Genomic DNA, 25,034 nt, shown 5'->3' with positions numbered 1-25,034 from the left:
AATTCTCAGATCGAGCGCTCGTCATGGATCTCGTCCTCCAACTGCTCTTTACCGGCATCGGCATCGGCGCGGTCTACGCGCTGGTCGCGCTCGGTTTCGTGCTGATCTTCCGTGCCACCAACGTGGTGAACTTCGCGCAAGGCGAGTTCTCGATGGTCGCCGCCTATCTGATGGTGGTGTTCTCGGTCGATCTCGGCTGGCCTTACTGGCTGTCGTTCCTGATCGCGCTCGCCGGCATGGCGTTGTTCGGCGTCATCTTCAATCTCGGCGTCTATTATCCGCTGCGCAATCGCACCTATCTGCCCGTGATCATCGCCACCATCGGCGCCTCGATCCTGCTGTCGAACTCGGTGCTTGCGATCTACGGCCCGCAGCCGCAGGTGCTGCAGGGCTGGTTCGATACGCCCGGCATCCAGCTCGGCCCGGTCTATCTCGACAGCCAGTATCTTCTGATCATCGGCGTCACGATCCTTCTGGTGCTGTTCAATTTTTGGTTCTTCGAGAAGACGCTGCTCGGCAAGAAGTTGCAGGCGACCTCGCAGGATAAGGAAATGGCCTCGCTGCTCGGCATTTCCGTTTCCACCATGATCATGATCACCTTCATCTATTCGGCCGTGCTCGGCGGTCTCGCCGGCATCCTGGTGGCGCCGGTGCTGTTCGTCTCGATCCAGATGGGCTCGACGATTGCGCTGAAGGCGTTTGCCGCGACCATCATCGGTGGCTTCGGTGACGTCGCCGGCGCCATCGTCGGCGGCCTCGCGCTCGGTGTCATCGAGACGTTCGGTGCCGCCTATATTTCAGTGCCGTACAAAGACGGCTTTGCCTTCCTGGTGCTGATCGCTTTCCTGGTGTTCCGGCCGCAGGGCATCTTCGGCGAACGCGTCGCGGAGAAAGCATGAGCGCCACCGACAACATGATCCCCGCGCCGGCCGTGCGCTCGAAGCCGCTGATCATCCGTCATCTGCCGTATTTCATCGGCGCCGCGGTGCTGGTGGCGCTCGCCGCCGGCATGCGGTTCGACGGGTACATCCTCAACATCCTGCTGCAGGCCACGACCTTCTCGATCGCGGTGTTCGGGCTGTCGGTCGTGCTCGGCCTGTGCGGCCAGATCAACCTGGCGCAGGCCGCGTTCTTCGGCTTCGGCGCCTATGTGGTCGGGCTCGGCACCGCGGACCTGCACCTGAACTTCTGGCTCTGCCTGGTTGGCGCCTGCGCGATCACGCTGATCGCCGGCGCGTTCCTCGGCATGTCGACGCTGCGGCTCGGCGGGCACTACCTTGCGATGGTGACGATCTCGTTCCAGCAGATCGTGACGCTGGTGATGATCAATGCCATCGGCGTGACCCACGGGCCGGACGGCGTCGCCAACATTCGCCGGCCGGAGCTGTTCCAGTCCTCGCAGAGCTACCTGGCCTTCTGCGTCGCGATGCTCGCGATCGTCGGTTATCTGGTCTGGCATCTGCCTGATACCAAGCTCGGCCGCGCCATGCGCGCGGTGCGCGACAACGAGCTTGCGGCGGGCGTCAATGGCATCGACGTGTTCCGCACCAAGATCTACGCCTTCGGCCTGTGCGCGTTGCTCGGCGGTCTGGCCGGTGGCCTGTTCGCCGGCGGCTTCGCCTATGTCAGCCCGGACCAGTTCTCGTTCGCAGAATCGATCGTGTTCCTGACCATGTCGCTGCTCGGCGGCGTGGCCTCGCCGATTGGCTCGGTGATCGGTACGGGCCTCCTGATCCTGATCCCGGAATGGCTGCGCTTCCTCAAGAGCGTGCCGGGACTTTATCTGGCGATCTACGGCCTGTTCGTGATCCTGATCATCCGCTTCATGCCCGACGGCATCTGGGGTTTTGTGTCGGACGCATTCACGCGCTGGCGTGCGCACACCAAGGCGCCGCCGGCCGCGGCGGCCTTGCAGCTCAAGCCGGCGACGTCAGGCGGCGACATCGTGCTCGAAGTGACCGGGCTCTCGAAGCACTTTGGCGGCCTCAAGGCGGTCGACGGCGTCGATATCGCGGTGAAGCGCGGCAGCGTGCATGCGCTGATCGGGCCCAACGGCTCCGGCAAGACCACGACGCTGAACGTGCTGTCCGGGCTCTACAAGGCGACCGCGGGCAGGATCGTGCTCGACGGCACCGACATCACCAACATGGCGCCGCATCAGCGCACGGCGGCCGGCCTCGGACGCACCTTCCAGAACATCCGCCTGTTCCGTTCGATGACCGCGCTGGAGAATGTCGAGATCGGCGCCGAGCGGCCCGGCAACACCATGATCGGGAAGGGCGAGGACGCGCTGACGGAGCGCGCGATGGAGGCGCTGACCTTCGTCGGGCTCGGCAACCGCGCCAACGAATTGATCTCGAGCTTCTCCTACGGCCACCAGCGCCTGATCGAGATCGCGCGGGCGCTGGCGTCGAACCCGACGCTGCTGCTGCTCGACGAGCCGGCGGCCGGTCTCAACTCGACCGAGAAGCTGGAGCTGCATGAGCTGCTCAAGCGCATCGCAGCCCAGGGCCTCACCATCCTGATCATCGATCACGACATGACGCTGGTGTCGGAAGCGGCCCAGCACATCACCGTGCTGAACTTCGGACGCCGCATCGCGGACGGCGAGTCGATGGCGGTGCTGCGCCATCCCGACGTCGTCTCCGCCTATCTCGGGAGCGAATGATGCCGCTGCTCGAAATCCGTAATCTCGTGGTCCGCTACGGCGAGATCGAGGCGCTGCGCGGCGTCACCATCGCCGTGGAGCAGGGCCAGGTGGTCACGCTGCTCGGCGCCAACGGCGCCGGCAAGTCGACCACGCTGCGCGCGATCTCAGGCCTCGCCAAGCCCGCCTCCGGCGACATTATGTTCGACGGCCACTCGATCGCGGGCCTCGGGCCCGAAGCGATCGTCCGGCTCGGCATCTCGCACGTGCCGGAAGGCCGCCGCGTGTTTCCGGGCCTCACCGTGAAAGAGAACATCATGCTCGGCGCATCGAACCGGAAGGTGCCGGCGTCGCAGATCTCGCGCGAGGCCGACGCGATGTTCGATCTGTTCCCGGACATCCGCGCCTTTTCCAACGCGCTCGGCTGGACGCTGTCCGGCGGCCAGCTGCAGATGGTCGCGGTGGCGCGCGGCCTGATGGCCAAGCCGCGGCTGCTGCTGCTCGACGAACCGTCGCTCGGGCTGGCGCCTGTGATCGTGCAGGCGGTGTTCCGCATCATTTCGCAGATCAGGAAGGACACCACGGTCTTGCTCGTCGAGCAAAATGCGCGCATGGGACTTTCGGTCGCCGATCATGGCTTTGTCCTGGAAACGGGGCGGATCGTGCTGGGCGGCAAGCCCGACGAATTGTGGGGCAATGAGGCTATCGCCGCGGCCTATCTCGGCGGCCACGCCAAAACCCACGCCTGACAACGTCCCGTGCTTTACTGAGCGAGCTGGTTTTTCATGGTCACCATCAAGGTCGATAACCTCATCAACTTCGTGTCCGAGGTGTTTTCCCATTCGGAGTCCTCTCCGGAAGAGGCGAAGCGCATCGCGACCTATCTGACGACCGCGAATCTTACAGGTCATGACAGCCACGGCGTGATCCGCGTGCCGGTTTATGTCAGGTGGAAGAAGATGGGCTCGATCGTGCCGAACCAGACTCCCGAGGTGGTGGTCGACACGCCATCGCTCGCGGTGGTCGACGGCAAGTTCGGCTATGGCCAGACCGTCACGCCGGTTGCGGTCAGACTCGGCATCGAGAAGTGCAAGAAGGCGGGGCTCGCCGCGGTCGCGCTGCGCAACTCCGGTCATCTCGGCCGCGTCGGCGACTGGGCCGAGATGGCCGCCGCCGAAGGTCTTGTTTCAATTCATTTCGTGACCGCGGCCGGCTCGCTGCTGGTTGCGCCTTACGGCGGCGTCGAGAAGCGCCTGTCCACGGCGCCGTATTGCGTCGGCATTCCGCGTCAGGGCCAGAATCCGATCGTGCTCGATTTTGCGACCTCGGTTGTCGCCGAGGGCAAGTGCCTGGTGGCAAGCCGCGGCGGCAAGAAGCTGCCGACCGGCGCGCTCGTCGATGCCGACGGCACGCTGAGCGAGGATCCCCACGTGCTGTATGGGCCGTACACGCCGGACGGACCGCGCGACCACACCAAGGGAACTGGCGCGATCCGCGCCTTCGGCGATCACAAGGGCTCGGGTCTCGCCTTCATCTGCGAACTGCTGGGCGGCGCGCTGACCGGCACCGGCGCGACGTCGTCGGACCGGCGCTTCGCCAACGGCATGATGGCGTTCTACATCGACCCCAAGGTGATCGACACCAGCAATTTCTTCGATGGAGAAATCACCCGCTACACCGATTTCATCCGCGCCACCAAGCCGATCGCGGGCACGGATTCCGTGCTGGTTCCAGGCGATCCGGAGCGGAAAACCCGTGCCGATCGCACCAGGAATGGCATCCCCTTGCCTGACGACACGTGGGCGGCGATAGTGAATACCGCGCGCGAAGTCGGCGTCAGCGAAGTTTCTATCCAGCGGGCGACCAGCTGAAGGCTCGTCCCCCAATAAACCGCAAAGGGAAACGCGATCAATGGCAAACAAGGTCAAGCAAGTCTGGGCATCGGGCAAAGCGGTGGTGAACGCGTGGCTCGCGATCCCCTCGGGATTCTCGGCCGAAGTGATCGCGCAATGCGGCTTCGACAGCGTCACCGTCGACATGCAGCACGGTGTGCAGGATTATCAATCGATGGTGCAGTGCTTCCAGTCGATGCACGCCCATCCGGTCACTCCGATGGTCCGCGTACCCTGGAATGAGCCCGGCATCATCGGCAAGGTGCTGGACGGCGGCGCCTATGGCGTGATCTGCCCGATGGTCAACACACCGCAGGAAGCCAAGAACCTCGTCTCCTACGCAAAATATCCGCCGAAGGGCGTGCGCTCCAACGGCCCGATCCGCGCCGGCATGTACGGCTCGGCCGGCACCTATCAGCAGACCGCCAACGACGAGATCGTGCTGCTGCCGATGATGGAGACCAAGACCGCGGTCGAGAACATGGAAGCGATCCTCGATGTCGAAGGCATCGATGGCGTCTATATCGGCCCGTCCGATCTCGGCTTCTCCTACGGCCTGGTGCCGAAGCTCGATCGCGATGAGCCGGAGATCCTCAAGATCTACGAGAAGATCATCAAGGAATGCGGCAAGCGCGGTCTCAATCCGGGCATCCACTGCTCGGGCGCCGAAGGCGCGGTGCGCGCGATCAACATGGGCTTCAAGCTCGTGACGCTATCGAACGAGGTCGGCCTGATGCAGGTCTACGCCAAGATGCAGGTCAACGCGACCCGCGAAAAGTCCGGCGGCAAGGCGTAAGCTCTGTCCGCGATGTTAGCTCTGCTCCCTCGCCCTGCTTTTGCGGGGAGAGGGTTGGGGTGAGGGGCTCTATCCGGCTAGCACCGTCTTTTTAATTGGCAACGTGCGTCGCCCCTCACCCGAATTGTCGCTGTGCGAGAATTCGACCTCTCCCCGTAAAGGACGGGGAGAGGTGACTAACTCCAAAGGAGAACTCCGATGGCCTCGGCACAAGTGATCCGCCTGCACGCCGACGACAGCGTCCTGATCGCGCGCGCGAGCCTGCCGCCGGGGCTTGAGGTGACTGAGGGCGTCACGACGGTCGATCGGATCCCCGCGGGCCACAAGGTCGCGATCAAGCCGATCGCGCAAGGCGAGCCGATCCGGCGCTACGGCCAGATCATCGGCTTTGCGACCCAGCCGATCGCGCCCGGCCAGCACGTACATACGCAGAACTGCGGCATGGGTGATTTCGCCAAGGACTATGCCTATGGCGTCGACGTCAAGCCGGTGCCGAACTTCGATCTGCCGGCGACGTTCGAAGGCATCCGCCGCGCCGACGGCCGCGTCGCGACCCGCAACTATATCGGCATCCTCACCTCGGTGAACTGCAGTGCCCATGTCGCCGGCATCGTGGCCGACATGTTCAAGAAGAATCCGTTCACCGGCGACAATCCGCTCGCCGATTACCCGAATGTCGACGGCGTCGTCGCGCTGACCCACAAGACCGGCTGCGGCATGACCCAGGACGAGCCCTTGGCGCTGCTCCGCCGCACGCTCGGCGGCTATGCGCGGCACGTCAATTTCTCCAACGTCATCGTGCTCGGCCTCGGCTGCGAGGTGAACCAGATCGGCGGCCTGATGCAGGAGCAGAAGCTCGCCGGCCGCCTCCGCGCGATGGACATCCAGGAGGTCGGCGGCACCCGCAAGACGGTGGAAGCCGGCGTTGCCTTCGTGAAGGAGGCGCTCGCCGATGCCAACAAGGTCAAGCGCGAGGCGGTGCCGGCGTGCGAACTCACCGTGGCGCTGCAATGCGGTGGCTCGGATGGTTACTCCGGCGTATCTGCCAATCCGGCGCTCGGCGCGGCGAGCGATTTGCTGGTCCGTCACGGCGGCACCGTGATCCTCTCGGAGACGCCCGAGACCTATGGCGCGGAGCATCTTCTGACTCGCCGCGCCGTCAGCCGCGAGGTCGGCGAGAAGCTGGTCGGCCTGATGCGCTGGTGGGAGGAGTACACCCAGCGTGAGGGCGCCGAAATGAACGCCAATCCGAGCCCGGGCAACAAGGCCGGCGGTCTCACCACCATCCTTGAGAAGTCGCTGGGCGCGATGGCCAAGGCCGGCAGCACCAACCTCGTCGACGTCCTCAACTACGCCGAGCCCGTCACCAAGAAGGGCTTTGTGTTCATGGACACGCCCGGCTACGACCCGGTCGCCGCGACCGGGCAGGTCGCGGGCGGCGCCAACCTCGTCTGCTTCACCACCGGCCGCGGCAGCGTGTTCGGCTGCAAGCCGGCACCGTCGATCAAGCTCGCCACCAACACGCCGATGTTCAAGCGGATGGAAGACGACATGGACGTCAATTGCGGCACCATCCTCGATGGCGAGGAGAGCGTGCAGGAATGCGGCCAGCGCATCTTCGACCTCATCCTCAAGACCGCCTCGGGCCAGCTGACCAAGAGCGAGAGCTTTGACTTCGGCGGCGCTGAATTCGCGCCGTGGGTACTGGGCGCGACGATGTAGTTTGAGCCACGATCTAGCCTTTCACTCCGCCGTCGTCCCTGCGAAAGCTGGAACCCATAACCACCGGCCGTAGTGATGTGCGAGGCGTCTGCCATCGTCTTTCATCATTAGGACCACGCGGTCTGGGTCCCTGCTTTCGTGTTCGGTCCCGTGTGATTGGCGAGGGCCTGGATTGGCGCCAGGTAGCCGAGGCATTTGAGGCGGGTCCGATTGTAGTCGTGGACGAACTTGGCGAATGAAGCTTCCCGGACTACGCTGCGCTCCATCCGGGCTACGGAGGGGACGGAGGAAGCATGCGCGCGCGTTGGTTGGGAATTGTTGGATGCATTGCATTTCTCGCCGCTTTGAGCCTCGGCGCCGCTTCGGCTGACGCCGCAACCATAGTCGCGCTTGGCGCGAGCAATACCTACGGCAAGGGCGTGGCGCGCAACCAGGCCTATCCCGCGCAGCTCGAAGCGATCTTGCGGGCGAAGGGATTGAGCGTCCGCATCGTGAACGCCGGCATCAACGGCGACACCACGGAAGGGATGCTGCAACGCCTCGACCGCGCCGTCCCGAACGGGACCCGTGCGGTTATTTTGCAGCCAGGCGGCAATGACCGGCGCAAGGGCAGCCCTGACCGGACCGCGGATATCCAAAGTCATCTCAGCGCCCGTGGCATCGCGGTGATCATGCTCCCTAACGGGATGCTGGGTGGACTCCCCCATCAGCCCGATGGTGTGCATTTGACCCCCGAGGGCTATCATATGCTCGCCGAGCAGCTTGCTTCGCAGGTATCCGGCGCAATCGGCCGCTAGCAATCGCGTAGCCCGGATGAAGCCAACGGGTCGCGCGAATGCGCGCCCGATGACAGGCTCCGCGCAATCCGGGACTCTTCCTGCGGATGAAGGCCCCGGATTTCGCTTTCGCTCCATCAGGGCTACGGATCGCGCCCTTACCTTGGGCACCCCGTGCCCGTTGTTAGTGCTTGATGTCGACCGGCAGCAGTGTTCTGCTCAAAAAAGCTGCTGGAGCCCTCGGTCCGTGTCGATATCAGTCGCACTGCATCACGTCACGCACTACAAATACGACCGGCCGATCGATCTCGGGCCTCAGACCATTCGGCTTCGGCCCGCGCCGCATACGCGCATGCCGATCACGAGCTATTCGCTCAAGGTCACGCCCGCCAATCACTTCGTGAACTGGCAGCAAGACCCGCAGGGCAACTGGCTGGCGCGCTACGTCTTTCCAGAGAAGACCACCGAGCTCAAGGTCGAGGTCGATTTCACCGCTGACATGACGGTGGTCAATCCGTTCGACTTCTTCGTCGAGCCCTTTGCCAACAGCTTTCCGTTCGAATATCCCGGCGATCTCAAGACCGAGCTCGCGCCCTATCTCGAGACCGATGAGGCCGAGCCGCTGCTCGCGGCTTACCTGAAGGAGATTCCGCGCCAGGCTGACAGCACCGTCAACTTCCTGGTCGAGCTGAACGCGCAGCTACAGAAGAAGATCAGCTACGTCATCCGCATGGAGGCCGGCATCCAGACGCCGGAGGAGACGCTTGCCGCGGGCTCCGGCTCCTGCCGCGACTCGGCGTGGCTCTTGATCCAGACGCTGCGCCACCTCGGGCTCGCCGCGCGTTTCGTCTCCGGATATCTCATTCAGCTGCGGCCGGACATCGATCCGCTCGAGGGGCCGCGCGAGGTCGAGAGCGATTTCACCGATCTGCACGCCTGGGCCGAGGTCTATCTGCCGGGGGCGGGCTGGATCGGTTTCGACGTCACCTCCGGCATGCTGACGGGCGAGGGCCACATCCCGGTCTGCGCCACGCCACACTATCGTTCGGCCGCGCCGGTGACCGGCACCGCGGGCGTTGCCAATGTCGAGTTCGGCTTCGAGATGAGCGTCAAGCGCATCGGCGAGGCGCCGCGCATCACCAAACCATTCTCCGATGAATCCTGGGCGCGGCTCGACCAGCTCGGCGAGCAGGTCGATGCCGACCTGAGGAAAGACGATGTGCGCCTGACCATGGGCGGCGAGCCGACCTTCGTTTCTGTCGACGATCTGGAATCGCCGGAGTGGAATGTCGCCGCGGTCGGCCCGACCAAGCGCGCGCTCGCCGACGAATTGATCCGCAAGCTGCGCACGCGGTTCGCGCCGGGCGGCCTGCTGCATTACGGCCAGGGCAAATGGTATCCCGGCGAGAGCCTGCCGCGCTGGGCGTTCGGTCTCTACTGGCGCAAGGACGGCAAGCCGATCTGGAAGAATGCCGAGCTGATCGCCGGCATTGAGAATTCGCGCAGGGCCGAGATCGCGGAGGCCCAGCGTTTCGTCGAAGTAACAGCAACCAAGCTTGGTCTCGGCGCCGACTATGCCATGCCGGCTTATGAAGACCCCGCCTTCTGGCTGCAGCGTGAGGCCGGCCTGCCGGCCAATGTCAGCCCGGCGAATTCCAAGCTGACCGATCCGGAAGAGCGCGCCCGGATGGCGCGGGTGTTCGACGAGGGGTTGACCACGCCGAAAGGTTACGTGCTGCCGATCCAGCGCTGGAGCCCGCTCGGTGATCGCGTGCCGGCACGCTGGCGCAGCGAGCGCTGGAAGATCCGACGCAGCCATCTGTTCCTGTCGCCCGGCGACTCGCCGCTGGGCTTGCGGCTTCCGATCGCCTCGCTCGAATATGTGCCGCCGGACGATTATCCCTACGTCGTCGAGCGCGATCCGATGGCGCCGCGCGATGCGCTTTCCGAAGAGCTGCGGCAGGCGCTGAGGGAGATTCCCGAGCCGCTGCCGGTGCGTACCGCGATGTCGATCGAGGTTCGCGACGGCGTGCTGTGCGCCTTCATGCCGCCAGTCGAGAAGGTCGAGGATTATCTCGACCTGATCGCAGCGATCGAAGCCGCCGCCGAAGAGTTGCAGCTGCAGGTCCACGTCGAGGGTTACGCGCCGCCCTTCGATCCGCGCATCGAGGTGATCAAGGTGACGCCGGATCCCGGCGTGATCGAGATCAACGTGCAGCCGGCGCAGAGTTGGCGCGAGGCCGTCGACATCACGCTCGGCCTCTATGAGGACTCCGCCAAGACGCGGTTAGGGGCCAACCGTTTCCTGATCGACGGCCGCCACACGGGCACCGGCGGCGGCAACCACATCGTGGTCGGCGGCAGCAGGCCGGAGGATTCACCGTTCCTGCGCCGGCCCGATCTGTTGAAGAGCCTCGTGCTGTACTGGCAGCGGCATCCGTCGCTGTCCTACCTGTTTTCCGGGATGTTCATCGGCCCGACCAGCCAGGCGCCGCGCATCGACGAGGCGCGGCATGACGGGCTCTATGAGCTGGAGATTGCGCTGTCGCACGTGCCGCCGCCGGGCATGGATGCGCCGCTGTGGCTGGTCGATCGCCTGTTCCGGCATATCCTGGTCGACATCACCGGCAACACCCACCGCGCCGAGATCTGCATCGACAAGCTGTATTCGCCCGACGGCCCGACCGGCCGGCTCGGCCTGGTCGAATTCCGCGCGCTCGAAATGCCGCCCGACCCGCGGATGTCGCTGGCGCAGCAACTGTTGATCCGCGCGCTGATCGCAAAGCTGTGGCGTGAGCCGCAGCAGGGCAGGTTCGTGCGCTGGGGCACCGCGCTGCATGACCGCTTCATGCTGCCGCATTTCCTCTGGGAGGATTTCCTCGGCGTGCTCGCCGAGCTCAAGCAATCCGGTTACGACGTCGAGCCGGAATGGTACCAGGCACAGCTCGAATTCCGCTTCCCCGCCTTCGGCCGCGTTCATCACGGCGGCGTCGGTCTCGAACTGCGGCAGGCGCTCGAGCCATGGCACGTGCTGGGCGAGGAGGGCACCTCCGGCGGCACCGTGCGCTATGTCGATTCGTCGGTCGAGCGGCTGCAGGTAAAGGCGACCGGATTCGTCGATGGGCGCCATGTCATCACCTGCAACGGCAGACGGATGCCGATGACCGAGACCGGCCGTGCCGGCGAGGCGGTCGCCGGTGTCCGCTTCAAGGCCTGGCAGCCGGCCTCCGGCCTGCATCCGACCATTCCCGTGCATGCGCCGCTGACGTTTGACCTGATCGACACCTGGAACGGACGCTCGTTCGGCGGCTGCGTCTATCATGTCGCCCATCCCGGCGGCCGCAACTACGAGACCAAGCCGGTCAATTCCTACGAGGCCGAGGCGCGGCGGCTGGCGCGCTTCCAGGAGCACGGCCATACCCCCGGCAAGATCGAGACGCCGCCTGAGGAACGCACAATTGAGTTTCCCTTGACCCTCGACTTGCGGACGCCGCTCCTGCACTAATTGTGTCAAGGGGAAGTGGAATGTCCGCATCGGGTGGCAATAGTCCAGGCAGCAGTCAGGAGAGCAGGGCCCGTCCCGGTCAGCGCCGGATGGCGCAGTGGACCCGCGACTATGTCCGGCTGCCCGGCATTCCCGACGAGTATATTGCAGACAACGGCGCGCCGCGGCCGGTCTGGGCCCGCTTCTTCGACGCCTTTGCCGCGCTGTCGCCGGCCGATATCGAGCGCCGCTTCGCCTCCGCCGATCGCCATCTGCATGAAGCCGGCGTCACCTATCGCGCGCCGGGCGACACTTCCGACCGGATCTGGCCGCTCAGCCATCTGCCGCTGATCATCGACGCGGCGGACTGGCGCCAGCTCGCCGCCGGTGTCGCGCAACGCGCGCAGCTGCTGGAGATGGTGCTGGCCGACCTCTACGGCGAAGGCCGCCTCGTTGCGGACGGCGCCATCCCTGCCGCGGCGATCGCCGGCAGCAGCGAGTATCTGCGCGCGGTCAGCGGCATCAAGCCGCCGGGGGGCCGCTATCTGCATCTCTATGCCGCCGACATCGGCCGCGGGCCTGACGGCCGCTGGTGGGTGCTCGGCGATCGCACGCAGGCACCGTCGGGCGCGGGCTATGCGCTGGAAAACCGCCTGGTGCTGTCGCGCGCCTTTTCCAATCTCTACAAGTCGATGAATGTCGAGCGCGTCGCGCCGTTCTTCGAGGCGTTCCGCGATTCGCTGCGCGCCAGCGCCGATCGCGACGAGCCGCGGATCGGCCTGCTGACGCCCGGCGCGTTCAGCGAGACCTACTTCGAGCACGCCACGCTGGCGCGCTATCTCGGTTTCCTGCTGGTCGAGGGCGACGATCTCGCGGTCTCAGGCGATCGCGTCCACATCCGCACCGTCGCCGGGCTGAAGCGGCTCGACGTGCTGCTGCGCCGGGTCGATTCCAACATGCTCGATCCGCTCGAGCTCGACGCGTCCTCCTATCTCGGCGTGCCCGGGCTTGTCGAGGTTCTGCGCAAGGGCGGCGTCGTGGTCGCCAACATGCCGGGCTCCGGCGTGATGGAGGCGAGGGCGCTGCTCGGCTTCCTGCCCAATCTGTGCCGGCGCCTGCTCTCTGAAGACCTGATGATGCCGCACATCGCGACCTGGTGGTGCGGCCAGAAATCCGCCCGCGAAGAGGTGCTGTCGCGGCTCGACGAGTTCGCGATCGAAGGCGCCTATGGCCGCGGCGTTGCGGATTTTCCCGGCAACGGACCGGTGCTCCCGGGCGAATTGTCGGCAGCGGACCGCGACCGCCTGAAGGATGCCATCAGCCATCGCGGCATCGATTATGTCGGTCAGGAGCTCGTGCGGCTGTCGACCACGCCGGTATGGGAGAACGGTCGCATCGCGCCGCGTCCGTTCGTGTTGCGGGTGTTCGCGGCGGCGACGCCGAGCGGCTGGACTGTGCTGCCCGGCGGCTTCTGCCGGATTGCCGATCGGGCCGATGCGCGCGCGGTGTCGATGGGCGATGGCGCGGTGTCCGCCGATGTCTGGGTGGTTTCCGACAAGGCGGTTGAGACCTCGACCCTGCTGCCAGCAGTCGACACCGTCCGCATCCGCCGCATCGCCGGCGTGCTGCCGAGCCGCGCCGCCGACAATCTGTTCTGGCTCGGCCGCTATCTGGAGCGCGCCGAGGCCACCATCCGGCTGATCCGCGCGCTGTGCACGCCGTTGCGCGATCCCGCGCGCGCGAATTCGAACGGCTCGGCGCCGGCGATGCATTCGGCCGAGCGCATCCAGCGCATGCTGGTCGCCTGGGGCGCGGCCTCGCAGACCGCGCGCGCCAATCTCGCCAAGGTCGCGCTCGAAGCGTTGCAGAGCGAGGAGAAATTCGGCTCGGCGCTGTCGCTGGTGCGATCCGCGCAGCGCACGGCGACCTCGCTCCGCGAGCGGCTGTCGCCGGACGCCTGGCAGGTCATCACCGAGATGGCTGATCGGCTGGCCATCGAGGTTCATGACGATGACGGCGTCGTCAGCGCCGCCGAGCTGACCTTGCAGGAGCTCGCAAGCTTTGCCGGCCTCGCGCAGGAAAACATGAACCGCGCCGCCGGCTGGCGTTTCCTCGAGATGGGCCGCCGCGCCGAGCGCGCCGTCAACACCACGCGCTTTGCCCGTCAGTTCGCCTATGACGAAGCCGGTGACGAGGACCTCGACGTTCTGCTCACGCTGGTCGACTGCCAGATCACTTATCGCTCGCGCTATCTGGTGCAGCCGCTGCTCGCACCGGTGCGCGATCTGGCGGTGCTCGACCCCTACAATCCGCGCTCGGTCGCATTCCAGGTCGCGGCGCTGAACGAGCATATTGCCGCGCTGCCGAGCCTGAAGGAGCATGGCCTGATCGAGCGGCCGCAGCGTCTTGCCGTCGCGGTCGAGGCAATGCTCACAACGGCTGAAGCCTCGAGCCTCGACGTCAAGACGCTGTTCGCGCTGGAGCAGCATCTGCTCAACCTCGCCGACGCGATCGGGCTGCATTATTTCCCGCACGGACCGAATGCCAGCCGGCCGGAGAAGCTCACGGGGCTGGCGTGATCTACGACATCCGTCACGTCACGACCTACAGCTACGAGACCCAGGTCAGCTTCGCGCGCTGCTCGCTGCGGCTGGAGCCGGTCACTGGCGACGGGCAGCAGTTGATCTCGCATTCGGTCGAGATCCGTCCGAGGCCCGCGGAACGCACCGCAAGGCGCGACTTCTTCGGCACGCTCACTGAAAGCGTCCTGATCGAGACCGCGCATCGCATTCTGCGCATCGATGCCCGCTCGCGGGTCTCGGTGGCGCGACAGCCGCCGGCGTGCGACGCCGCCAGTCCGCCCTGGGAGGACGTGCGTGACAACGCGTTCGAGGCATTGAGCCTCGATGCGGCCTCGCCGGTCGGCTACGTCTTTGCCAGCGCACTGGTGCCGGTGCTACGGCCCGTGACGGCCTACGCTTCCGCGAGCTTTTTGCCCGGCGGCGGCATCCTCACCGGGGCGGCCGACCTGATGCGCCGCATCCGCAACGACTTCAAATACGATCCCAAGGCGACCGTGATCTCGACACCGCTTCGCGACGTGTTCGAGAAGCGCCACGGCGTGTGCCAGGACTTTGCCCATGTGATGATCGCGGGGCTGCGCGGCCTCGGCCTGCCCGCGGCCTATGTCAGCGGCTATTTGCGCACCATTCCGCCGCCGGGCCAGCCGCGGCTGCAGGGCGCCGACGCCACCCATGCCTGGGTCTCGGTCTGGTGCGGCAGCGCGCTCGGCTGGGTCGGGTTCGACCCGACCAACGATCTGATGGTCGGGAGCGACCACATCATTCTCGCCATCGGCCGCGACTTCGCCGACGTCTCGCCGGTCGATGGCGTCATCGTCGGCGCGCGCAAGCAAAAGCTCGCCGTTGCGGTTGACGTGCTGCCGGTGGAGTGAGCGAGACGGGCGGGCGGCGCGTTCGACCGCGCCAATGCGGTCGCGATCAGGCGACGTGCCGCTTGCCCGATTTATCCCACCCGATCGGGCTGACGATGACGCGGTCGCGGCCTTCACGCTTGGCTTGATAGAGCGCAAGGTCCGCGGCCTTGAGCAGATCGCGCGACGTGCGCTCGTGGTCCGGGACGAGGCAGGACAATCCGATGCTGACGGTCGGCAACTCAGGCTCGGATTCCCGCGCGGCCGCCAGCTTGGCGCGGATCCGTTCGGCAATTTCCAGGGCGCCCGCCTTGCCGATGCCGGGCAGCAACACCGAAAACTCCTCGCCGCCATAGCGGGCGCCGAGATCAGTTGCACGCTTGGCGCTGCCTGCGATGCACCGTCCCACGGTGGTGAGCACGGCGTCGCCGGCCTGATGCCCGTACGTGTCGTTGTAGATCTTGAAATGATCGACGTCGATCATCAGAAGCGAGACCGGCGCCTTTGCACGCATGCCACGGCGCCATTCGACGTCAAGGGTATCGTCGAGGCGGCGACGATTGGCGAGGCCCGTCAGTGCATCCGTGCTCGCGAGGTGCGCGAGCCGGTCTTCCGCGGTGGCCCGCCGTTTGAGAGCGGCCACCAGGTAGAACATCAGCACGATCGAGAAGCCGCAGAGCGCTGCCACCACGCTGCCGATCAGCCAGAGCTGCTGCCACCAGTCGGCATAGATGCCGTCGAGCGCAAGACCCTCGGCGATGAGCAGGCGATTGTGTCCGACCGCCTGGAAAACATAGAGCCGGCTGACATGATCGACGATCGATTTCGTGATGTAGGAGCCGGATTGTCGTGCCGGAAATTGCTTGAAGACCAGAGAGTCCTTGATGCTTTGCCCGATCTTGCTGATGTCGAACGGGGCGCGCATCAGTATGACGCCATCGCTGTTGAACAGCGCCATGCTGTCGCCGAAGCCGAAATTCAGCTTGCGAAACAGATTGTGGAAATAGCTGAGCCGCATGCTGCCCGCGACCACGCCGGCAAAGGAACCGTCGTCATTGTTGATGCGGCGGCTGAGGCTGATCAGATATTCGCCGTCAGAGGTAATCCACGGAGCGCTGATGAACAGCCCGCCGTCCGCTCGCGTCTGATGTGCCCGGAAGAAGTCTCGATCGGCGAAATTTGCGGCCCGCGGCGTCAACGTCCTGGAATCGAGCGTGACGTCCCCCGCCGCATTCAGCACAAGGATCGAGCCGAGATCCTTGGCCGTGGCGGCGCGGTCGAACAGCACGACCTGGCGAAGCTCCGGGCTGATCTTGCCGAGTTCCTGCAGCTTGACGCCGTCGGCGACCGCCTGGAGCGAGAGGTCGTAGAGGTCGATGTTGCGGTCGATCTCGCTGGCGATGGAGGCGACGAGGTTGGTCGCACCTTGCTTCGCATGCTGATAGTCCTTGCCCGCCATCTCCCAGAGGATGGATGCGCAGATCGCCGAAAAGCAGAGAACGAGGCCGATCCCGAGCGCAAGGAGCCGTTTGGTCGGCACTGCCTTCGGCTTTGGCAAAAGCCCGTTCATTGCTCGGTTCCACTTCCCCGCGCCCTCGCGCAGCGACGCTTTTCTATGGAGGCATCAAATTGAGAAATGCGACCCGAAGCGGAGGCAATTTGTGTCCGTGCGTTGGGAGAGTCTTAACCATCCGGATTGCCGGGGCCCTGTCGCAGGGCCCCGCCAGATCGCCGCTCAGGTTCCGGTCCGCTGCAGGCCGTCGGCCGCGTCGCTGCGCAGGTTGCGGAAGAACTGCTCGACCTCGCGCGACAGCGTCTCGGCAGTTGTGGTCAGATCGTTCGAGGCCGCGAGCACCGATTCCGCCGCCTTGCTGGTTTGGTCCATGTCATCGCGGAGCGAGCCGACATTAGTGACCAGGGTCTCGTTGCCCTGGGCGGCCATCTGGGCATTGGCGGAGATTTCGCGCGTCGCCGCGTCCTGCTGGCCGACCGCGCTCGCGATGTTCGCGGTGACGTTGCTGATCTCGCGCACCGCCTGACCGATCTCGCGCACGGCGGCCACGGAGTTGCGGGTCGAGGCCTGGATCAGGCCCACATTCTCGCTGATCTCGGCGGTTGCCTTCGCGGTCTGGCCGGCCAGCGCCTTGACCTCATGCGCGACGACGGCGAAGCCACGGCCGGCATCGCCGGCGCGGGCGGCTTCGATGGTGGCGTTGAGGGCGAGCAGGTTGGTCTGCTCGGCGATCGCCTGGATCAGGCTCAGCACCCCGTCGATGCGCTGGGTGGTGGCGGCAAGGCCCTCGATCTCGGTGATCGAGCGGTCGGTGCGCGCACCGGCCTGATCGACTGCGCCGGACGACTGCTTGACCTGGCGGCCGATCTCCTCGACCGAGGCGGAGAGTTCTTCGGCTGCGCCCGCCACCGCGGAGACGTTGCTCGAGGCCTGTTCGGTGGCGCCTGCCGCCGCCACCGCGCGGTCGCTGGCGTCCGACGCGACGGTTGCGATGGTCTGCGCGGTTTGACGCATCGTCGCGGCGTTGTCGTGCACCGCGCGGAGCACCTCGCCGATCGTGCCACGGAACGCTTCGACGAAGGTCTCGATATGCCGGCCGCGCGCGTCGCGCGCCTCGGAATCCTGTACGACCTGCGCGTTGAGGCTGCGATTGCGGTCCATCGCCTCCTGGAAGACCTTGATGGCGCGTGCCAGTGCGCCGATCTCGTCGCTGCGCCCGACATGCGGTACTTCGACATGGTCGGTGCCCTCGGCGACGCGCTTGATCGTCATGGTGATCTGCGACAGCGGCCGGGCCACCGAGCGGGCGATGATCAGCACGCCGAGTACCACCACAATCAAGGCCGCGGCGCCGAGGCCGGTCAGCACCAGCGCCATCGTGCGGTTGGTGTCGGTCTCCCGCGCCAGCTTCTTGCTGCGGTCGGCATAGACCTTGGAGAGCGCCTCGAGATCCTTGTTCAGTGCGGTGCGCACGTCGCGGTTGGCGTCGTTGTCGCCCCATTCCCGCCCGGCTGCGGCGCCGATCTCGATGCCGCGGCGTACCAGCTCCTTGCGGAAATCGATGAACTGCTCGATGCGCTTCTTGAACACCGCGAACTGGGCGGCGTCGTCGGCCTGCACCAGCGTTTCCCAGTTCTTGACCACGCCGAGAATGCGTTCGTTGAACGCCAGCAGCCCGTCGCCGTATTTCTTCACCGCTGCCGGATCGGTCGACATGTAGATGCCGCGGGATTCCATCACCACGGCGTAGACCAGTGAATTGACCCGCTCGACATTGAGTGCGGCACGGCTTGCGAGGTCGACGGCCTCGGTCAGCTCGGCATTACGCCGCGCATTGTATTCGGACAGGAAGGTGATGGCCGCGGTCAGCGCCGCAATCAGCGCAAACGTCGAGTACAGCCTGGCAGCAAGCGAGAATCGGGATGCCATTGGAGGCCGGGACATGGAGATGGGGGATGTGACGGGGGCGGGCATTGCGGGGCACTCCAAGAGGCCGGGGAGTACCTTCGGCCGATTAAAGCTTATGCAAAATTTTCATGGACAATTTCTTAACGCGCGAGATTTGTGCAGCCGCAACCGTTAAAATCTGTAAATAATCCCAATGCCTTATGGGCCGCTTTGAGTCTGCCGGGTGCTCGCGGCTTGCAGTCGTGCCGAGGCTGCGCCGCCGTTACCGGCAAAGGCGCCAGCACGCGGGGCGAAGCCGATGGCACGCCTTTCGCAAAGAGGTGCTAGATTGCGCTGCCCCAGCCCGCGACGAACCCCTCATGCTCTATCGTCACACCATCGACGCCACCAATTACGCATTCGACGATCTGCGCATCCTGCTTGCCAAGGCCTCGCCGCCGCGTTCAGGCGACCGCTTGGCCGGCATCGCCGCCGACAGCGCGGAGGAGATGATCGCAGCGCGGCTTGCGCTGGCCAATGTTCCGCTCAAGCAATTCCTCGATGAGCCTGTCATCCCCTATGAGGCTGACGAAGTCACCCGCCTGATCCTCGACAGCCACGACGTTGCCGGCTTTCTGCCCGTGTCGTCGCTCACCGTCGGCGGATTCCGCGACTGGCTGCTGTCGGATGCCGCCAGCGGGGAAGCGATCAAGAAGATCTCGCGCGGCATCACGCCAGAGATGGTTGCGGCGGTGTCGAAGCTGATGCGCAACCAGGATCTGATCCTGGTCGCGAAGAAATGCGAGGTCACGACCCGCTTCCGCAACACCATCGGTTTGCGCGGGCGAATGAGCACGCGACTGCAGCCGAACCATCCTTTCGACGACCCCAAGGGCATCACCGCCTCGATTCTCGACGGGCTGCTGCTGGGAGCGGGCGATGCCTGCATCGGCATCAATCCGGCGAGCGACGACCCGAACGTCATCGGCACCCTGCTGCGGCTCCTGGACGACATCATCACGCGATTCGAGATTCCGACGCAGGGCTGCGTGCTGACCCATGTCACGACCACGCTCGGACTGATCGGGCAGGGGCTGCCGGTCGATCTCGTGTTCCAGTCGATCGCCGGCACCGAGGCGGCCAATCGCAGTTTCGGCGTCGACCTCTCGCTGTTGCGGGAGGCCCGGGAAGCCGGGCTGTCGCTGCGCCGCGGCACGGTCGGTGACAATGTGATGTATTTCGAGACCGGGCAGGGCTCGGCGCTGTCCGCCAATGCCCATCACCAGGTCGACCAGCAGACGTGCGAGGCGCGGGCCTATGCGGTGGCGCGCGCGTTCGATCCACTGCTCGTCAACAGCGTGGTCGGCTTCATCGGTCCTGAGTACCTCTATGACGGCAAGGAAATCATCCGCGCCGGGCTCGAGGACCACTTCTGCGGCAAGCTGCTCGGCCTGCCGCTCGGGATCGACGTCTGCTACACCAACCACGCCGAGGCGGATCAGGACGACATGGACAATCTCCTGACGCTGCTCGCGGCCGCCGGCGTGAACTTCATCATGGGCGTGCCAGGCGCGGATGACGTCATGCTGAACTATCAGTCGACATCGTTTCACGATGCGCTCTATGTCCGCGACTTGTTCGGCTTGAAGCGGGCTCCCGAATTCGACGACTGGCTCGCGCGCGTCGGCCTTGCCGGGCAGGACTTCCGCCTCGTGGCCGGTGCGGAGCGGCTGCCCGACCTCGCTGCCAGGCTGCTGACCTGAGGGGGATAGCGAAATTCTGCAGAGCAACTATCTCGTCGTTATGACGTTAAGTAGTGCCACAATGTTGAAGAATTTCTGGCCCAGCGTTCCGCGCCGTGGTTAGATTTGCCGGTGCTTCGGGGTCGTTTGATGAGAGCTGAGGGCATAAAGACAGTACGACGTATCCTCTGCGTTTTTCCGCGCTATACGTCGTCGTTTGGGACCTTCGAGCACGCCTACCCCCTCACTGACGGCGTCAAGGCGTTCATGCCGCCGCAGGGCCTGCTGCTGATCGCCGCATACCTTCCCGAGAACTGGCCGGTGCGTTTCGTCGACGAGAATCTGCGTCCGGCGACGGCGGAGGATTTCGAGTGGGCGGATGCCGTGTTCGTCAGCGGTATGCATATCCAGCGCCAGCAGATGAACGACATCTGCCATCGCGCGCATGACCATGACCTGGTGGTCGCGATCGGCGGCCCGTCGGTCAGTGCTTGCCCGGACTACTATCCTTCATTCGACTACCTCCACGTCGGCGAGCTCGGCGATGCGACCAATGAGCTGATCAAGCGTCTGGCTCATGATACCAGCCGTCCCGACGAGCAGGTGGTGCTTAAAACCATCGACCGGCTGCCGATGACGGAATTCCCGCTGCCAGCCTATGAGCTCGCCGAAACCAAGAAATATTTCCTCGGCAGCATCCAGTTCTCCTCGGGCTGCCCCTATCAGTGCGAGTTCTGCGACATCCCCGGGCTCTATGGCCGCAATCCGCGCCTGAAGTCGCCGCAGCAGATCATCGCCGAGCTCGACAAGCTGCGCGCCTGTGGTGCCACCGACACCGTGTATTTCGTCGACGATAATTTCATCGGCAACCGCAAGGCGGCGAGCGAGCTGTTGCCGCACCTGATCGAGTGGCAGAAGCGGACCGGATATGTCACGCGCCTCGCTTGCGAGGCGACGCTCAACATCGCCAAGCGTCCCGAGATCCTGGAGAAGATGCGCGAAGCCTACTTCGTGACGATCTTCGTCGGCATCGAGACGCCCGATCCCGACGCGCTGAAGGCCATGCATAAGGATCAGAACATGATGGTTCCGATCCTCGAGGGCGTGCGCACCATCAACTCGTTCGGCATGGAGGTCGTCTCCGGCATCATCATGGGGCTCGATACCGACAAGCCCCAGACCGGCGACGCGTTGCTCTCCTTCGTCGAGGAGTCGCGGATTCCGCTGCTCACCATCAACCTGCTGCAGGCGCTGCCGAAGACGCCATTGTGGGATCGGCTCGAAAAAGCCGGGCGCCTGATCGATGACGAGGGCCGCGACTCCAATGTCGAGTTCCTGCTGCCCTACGAGGACGTGGTCAGTTCCTGGCGCAAATGCATGGAAGTTGCCTACGAGCCGAAGAAGCTGTTCGCGCGCTATTTGCATCAATGCAACTACACCTATGCCAATCGCATCAAGGTGCCGGTTAGCCCGGAGATGAAGAGCTGGGCCAACATCCGGCGCGGCCTGATCATGCTCCGCAACATCTTCTGGAAGGTCGGCGTGCTCGGCGACTACAAGCGCGTGTTCTGGAGGTTTGCGCTCGGCCGGCTCAAGCGCGGCGACATCGAGGGGTTGATCTCGGCGACACTGGTTGCGCATCATTTGATCACCTTTGCGCGTGCAGCCTCCAGCGGCCGGCAGAACGCCTCGAACTACTCGATCCGGCTGCGCGAGGCTTCCGTCCCCGCCGAATAACAGCATGACGACACCGCCGGCGCCCACGTCCCCTTCGCTCGCCGATCTGCGCGAGCTCACGCCGGCGCGCGTCGGCCTTGGCCGGTCCGGTGCCAGCCTGCCGACCGATGCGCTGCTGTCGTTCACGCTCGACCATGCCCGCGCCCGCGACGCCGTCCACGCCGCCTTCGATGTCAGCGGGATCGCGGCCGGTCTTGCCGGCCTCGGCATCACGCCGCTTGAGGTGTCGAGCCAGGCGCACAGCCGGCGCGACTATCTGCGGCGGCCCGATCTCGGGCGCATGCTGGATTCTGCGTCGCGGCGGTCGCTGGAGAAGTGTGGCATCACCGCATGCCCCTGCGCCATCGTGATTGGCGACGGCCTGTCGCCGACGGCGGTCAATGTGCATGCCGTCGAATTGATCCGGCATCTCGTGCCGCGCTTGGCGGCCGACAAGATCGAGGCCGGCGCGGTGATCGCAGCGTCCGGGGCGCGGGTCGCGCTCGGTGACGAGATCGGCGCCATCGTCGGCGCGCGCATGCTGGTGATGCTGATCGGCGAACGGCCGGGCCTGTCCGCTCCCGACAGCCTCGGCGCCTATCTCACCTTCGCGCCGCGAATCGGTCTCACCGACGCCGACCGCAACTGCATCTCCAACATCCACCATGCCGGGCTGAGCTATGCGGAGGCCGCATTCAGGATTTCGTGGCTTGTGCGCGAGGGCCTGGCACGCCAGATCACAGGGGTCGCCTTGAAAGATGAAAGCGGCGGTGGATCGTCGAGGAATGCGCTACCAGGGTGTGACAAATCAGATACTTAATGGCGGGGATCGGCGGTTCCCTGTCGATTTGGTCAGCCCCTCGCGCTTGCGAGCAAAGGGTCGGGCAGGTAAAACCGGCGCCGGTCAATATTCGCGTGTTTTCAAGGACTAGCGCCGATCAGTTGCGCTCACCCGCCTCATTCGCGCCCCTAGACCCAAGCTAGACAGATTGAGCCGTTTTCAGAACTGGACAGGGCATGCTCGAAAAGAATTCCGAAAGTCAGGTCCACGTCGAGAAGATCGAAGAGCCGCGGTCGGGCCTCAGCATCGCGTTCGGGATCGAGCGTCTCGGCCTGATCCCGATGCGGGCGCCGATCCTGTCCTGCATCGTCCTCGTTCTGTTGCTGATCGGCGCCGTGTTCGGCGTGCACCGGATCAAGATCGACGACTCGCTGTCGCAGCTGTTCCGTTCCGAATCCAAGGACTACAAGCAGTATGAGGCGGTGACCAAGCGCTTCCCGGCGACCGAGTTCGACGTGCTCGTCGTGGTCGAAGGCAAGACGCTGCTCGAGCGCGACAATCTCGGCAAGCTGCGTGACATGGTCACGGATCTGCAACTCGTCGAGGGCGTGCGCGGCCTGGTGTCGCTGTTCTCCGCGCGCCAGGCGCCGGAGCGAGGCAAGCTGCCGGCGGCGTTGTTCCCGAACGAGCTGCCCGAGGGCGCGGCCTACGACAAATTCGTCGAGACCGTCAAAAGCAACGAGATCATCCGCGGCAAGCTGCTGTCGGAGGACGGAACGCTCGCGCTGATCGTGCTATCGCTCGAGCCCGAGGTGGTCGGCAGCAACAAGCTCAGCAAGGTGGTCGGCGACATCAGGAAGATTATGGCCGACGACCTCGGCGGCAGCGGGCTCAATGCGCAATTGTCCGGTGTGCCGGTCATGCAGCTCGAGATCCGCAACGCGGTCGAGCGCGACGGCCTGACCTACAACATCCTCGGCATCCTCGCCGGTTGCATCATCGCGATCATCTTCTTCCGCAAGATATCCTTCATGGTGGCGGCGGCATTCCCGCCGATGATTGCGATCCTGCTCGCGCTCGGCGGCCTCGGCTGGGCCAATTTCAATCTCAACATGTTCCTCAACGTGATGACGCCGCTCATCATGGTGATCAGCTTCTCCGACTCGATGCAGCTGACATTCGCGGCGCGCGACCGGCTGATCGCCGGGCAGGACAAGTTCACCGCGTTCAAGAATGCGGTGCTGGTGGTCGGCCCGGCCTGCGTGCTGACGCACGGCACGGCCGGAATTTCCTTCATCGCGCTGCAGTTTTCGGATTCCGACCTGATCCGCAAGTTCGGCGAGGCCGGGCTGGCGGCGACCATCATCGCGCTGATCGCGGTGCTGTCGCTGGTGCCGGTGTTTGGCGTCCTGTTCGTGCGCAACGAGAAGATCTTTGCGGTCAAGTTCCAGAGCGCGGATGCCGGCGTACAGGCGCTGCGCAATTTCTGCTACTGGATCGCGGTGCGCATGGTCGGCCGTCCCGGGCTGTTCAGCCTGCTTGCGCTGATCGTGGTCGGCGGCCTCGGCATCATCTACGCCAATCTCGAGCCGCGCTACCGGCTCGCCGATCAGGTGCCGGACAAGCGGCAGGCGGTGGCGGCGTCGAGCCGGCTCGACGCCAAGCTGACCGGCGCCAATCCGGTCGATGTGCTGATCGAATTCCCCAAGGGGCAATCGCTGTACTCGCCGGAGACCTTGAAGACGATTGCCGATGTCCATGCAATGGTCGAGGACTCTGCCGGCGTCGGCAACGTCTGGTCGCTGGAGACCTTGCGGCGCTGGCTCGCCGAAAAGGCCGGCAGCAATGATGTCGCGACGCTGAAGGAATATGTCGACCTGATCCCCGAACACCTGGTGCGCCGGTTCATCGACAAGAATCAGGATGCTGTCGTGGTGTCGGGCCGCGTCCCGGATGTGGACTCGAGCCAGTTGCTTCCGGTGGTGAACAAGCTCGATCATTCGCTGGACAAGGTGCGCGCCGAGCATCCCGGCTACGAGATCGCGGTCACGGGTCTGTCGGTGATTGCCGCACGCAACAGCGCCAGCATGATCGAGAAGCTCAACCACGGCCTCACTATCGAATTCCTGCTGGTCGCGATCTTCATCGGGCTCGCATTCCGCTCGATCGTGGTGATGTTCTCCTGCATCCTGCCGGGCATCTTCCCGGTGGTGCTGTCGGGCACGGTGCTGTGGCTGCTCGGGGAGGGGCTGCAATTCGCCAGCGTGGTGGCTTTGACGGTGTCGTTCGGCCTCGGCCTCAGCGCCACCATCCACTTCCTCAATCGCCTGCGGCTCGAGACCAAGCCGGGTGTCACGCCGGAACTTGCGGTGGAGCGCGCCACCGTCCTGGTCGGCCCAGCGTTGATCCTGACCACGGTGGTGCTGGCCTGCGGTCTCGTCGTCACCGTGTTCTCCGACCTGCCGTCGCTGCGCCTGTTCGGCTGGCTCAGCGCGTTCTCGATGGTCGCAGCCCTGGTCGCGGACCTCTTCATCCTGCGGCCGACCTCGATGTTCCTGATCAACCTGTCGCAAAAGCTCCGCGGCAGGGGCGGCCAGCCCGCGCCGATCGAAAAGGCCTGATCGACGAGCGATCAAAAAGCTGCA

Annotated in this window: 16 protein-coding genes; 14 read left to right on the top strand and 2 right to left on the bottom strand. The window is 65.0% G+C overall.

The window, feature by feature from the left end:
• Positions 1 to 23: 23 nt before the first annotated feature.
• From J2R76_RS14495 to J2R76_RS14450, 10 genes are all read left to right on the top strand, one after another.
• Entirely contained in the window at positions 24 to 899 is an 876-nt protein-coding gene (locus J2R76_RS14495; protein ID WP_016841141.1) for a branched-chain amino acid ABC transporter permease, read from the top strand.
• Positions 896 to 2,668, top strand: a complete 1,773-nt coding sequence (locus tag J2R76_RS14490; protein WP_141339479.1) for an ATP-binding cassette domain-containing protein — start codon at positions 896 to 898, stop codon at positions 2,666 to 2,668. The genes J2R76_RS14495 and J2R76_RS14490 overlap by 4 nt, the downstream gene beginning before the upstream one ends.
• A complete protein-coding gene (locus J2R76_RS14485) occupies positions 2,668 to 3,396 on the top strand; it encodes an ABC transporter ATP-binding protein (protein ID WP_057015754.1) in 729 nt (242 codons plus the stop codon). Before J2R76_RS14490 ends, J2R76_RS14485 begins: the two co-directional genes overlap by 1 nt.
• Positions 3,397 to 3,432: 36 nt before the next feature.
• Entirely contained in the window at positions 3,433 to 4,518 is a 1,086-nt protein-coding gene (locus J2R76_RS14480) for a malate/lactate/ureidoglycolate dehydrogenase (RefSeq protein WP_141339481.1), read from the top strand.
• 40 nt (positions 4,519 to 4,558) lie between these two features.
• Positions 4,559 to 5,335 carry an HpcH/HpaI aldolase/citrate lyase family protein gene (locus J2R76_RS14475; protein WP_018270573.1) on the top strand — a complete coding sequence of 259 codons (777 nt, stop codon included), beginning with the start codon at positions 4,559 to 4,561 and terminating at the stop codon, positions 5,333 to 5,335.
• Positions 5,336 to 5,533: 198 nt separating this feature from the next.
• The gene (locus J2R76_RS14470) at positions 5,534 to 7,057 is read left to right on the top strand and encodes a UxaA family hydrolase (RefSeq protein WP_076833008.1); all 1,524 of its coding nucleotides are present in this window, start codon (positions 5,534 to 5,536) and stop codon (positions 7,055 to 7,057) included.
• 293 nt (positions 7,058 to 7,350) lie between these two features.
• Positions 7,351 to 7,854: a GDSL-type esterase/lipase family protein gene (locus J2R76_RS14465; protein ID WP_076833011.1), complete on the top strand. Its 504-nt coding sequence runs from the start codon at positions 7,351 to 7,353 to the stop codon at positions 7,852 to 7,854.
• A gap of 226 nt (positions 7,855 to 8,080) precedes the next feature.
• On the top strand, positions 8,081 to 11,338 hold the full coding sequence (locus J2R76_RS14460; protein WP_076833014.1) for a DUF2126 domain-containing protein: 3,258 nt from the start codon (positions 8,081 to 8,083) through the stop codon (positions 11,336 to 11,338).
• A gap of 20 nt (positions 11,339 to 11,358) precedes the next feature.
• Positions 11,359 to 13,896: a circularly permuted type 2 ATP-grasp protein gene (locus J2R76_RS14455; RefSeq protein WP_253624110.1), complete on the top strand. Its 2,538-nt coding sequence runs from the start codon at positions 11,359 to 11,361 to the stop codon at positions 13,894 to 13,896.
• Complete coding sequence (locus J2R76_RS14450) at positions 13,893 to 14,771, top strand: transglutaminase family protein (RefSeq protein ID WP_076833019.1); 879 nt, start codon at positions 13,893 to 13,895, stop codon at positions 14,769 to 14,771. The genes J2R76_RS14455 and J2R76_RS14450 overlap by 4 nt, the downstream gene beginning before the upstream one ends.
• A 46-nt stretch (positions 14,772 to 14,817) precedes the next feature.
• Here the strand turns inward: J2R76_RS14450 and J2R76_RS14445 are convergent, their stop codons facing one another.
• Positions 14,818 to 16,320: a sensor domain-containing diguanylate cyclase gene (locus tag J2R76_RS14445; RefSeq protein ID WP_076833021.1), complete on the bottom strand. Its 1,503-nt coding sequence runs from the start codon at positions 16,318 to 16,320 to the stop codon at positions 14,818 to 14,820.
• A 165-nt stretch (positions 16,321 to 16,485) separates the two neighbouring features.
• Positions 16,486 to 18,192 (bottom strand): methyl-accepting chemotaxis protein, encoded by a 1,707-nt coding sequence (locus tag J2R76_RS14440; RefSeq protein WP_141339491.1) that lies wholly within the window; start codon positions 18,190 to 18,192, stop codon positions 16,486 to 16,488.
• 338 nt (positions 18,193 to 18,530) lie between these two features.
• Here J2R76_RS14440 and J2R76_RS14435 point away from each other — a divergent pair, with 338 nt between their 5' ends.
• From J2R76_RS14435 to J2R76_RS14420, 4 genes are all read left to right on the top strand, one after another.
• On the top strand, positions 18,531 to 19,913 hold the full coding sequence (locus J2R76_RS14435) for an ethanolamine ammonia-lyase subunit EutB (RefSeq protein ID WP_076833024.1): 1,383 nt from the start codon (positions 18,531 to 18,533) through the stop codon (positions 19,911 to 19,913).
• A gap of 129 nt (positions 19,914 to 20,042) precedes the next feature.
• Complete coding sequence (locus tag J2R76_RS14430; protein WP_076833026.1) at positions 20,043 to 21,629, top strand: B12-binding domain-containing radical SAM protein; 1,587 nt, start codon at positions 20,043 to 20,045, stop codon at positions 21,627 to 21,629.
• 4 nt (positions 21,630 to 21,633) lie between these two features.
• The gene (gene eutC, locus J2R76_RS14425) at positions 21,634 to 22,428 is read left to right on the top strand and encodes an ethanolamine ammonia-lyase subunit EutC (protein ID WP_076833029.1); all 795 of its coding nucleotides are present in this window, start codon (positions 21,634 to 21,636) and stop codon (positions 22,426 to 22,428) included.
• Positions 22,429 to 22,625: 197 nt separating this feature from the next.
• Positions 22,626 to 25,010 carry an RND family transporter gene (locus J2R76_RS14420; protein WP_076833031.1) on the top strand — a complete coding sequence of 795 codons (2,385 nt, stop codon included), beginning with the start codon at positions 22,626 to 22,628 and terminating at the stop codon, positions 25,008 to 25,010.
• Positions 25,011 to 25,034: the final 24 nt, after the last annotated feature.

It is taken from the genome of Bradyrhizobium sp. USDA 4532, from assembly GCF_024171315.1.
GTDB lineage: Bacteria > Pseudomonadota > Alphaproteobacteria > Rhizobiales > Xanthobacteraceae > Bradyrhizobium > Bradyrhizobium australafricanum.
This window is presented reverse-complemented; position numbering and strand designations above follow the sequence as displayed.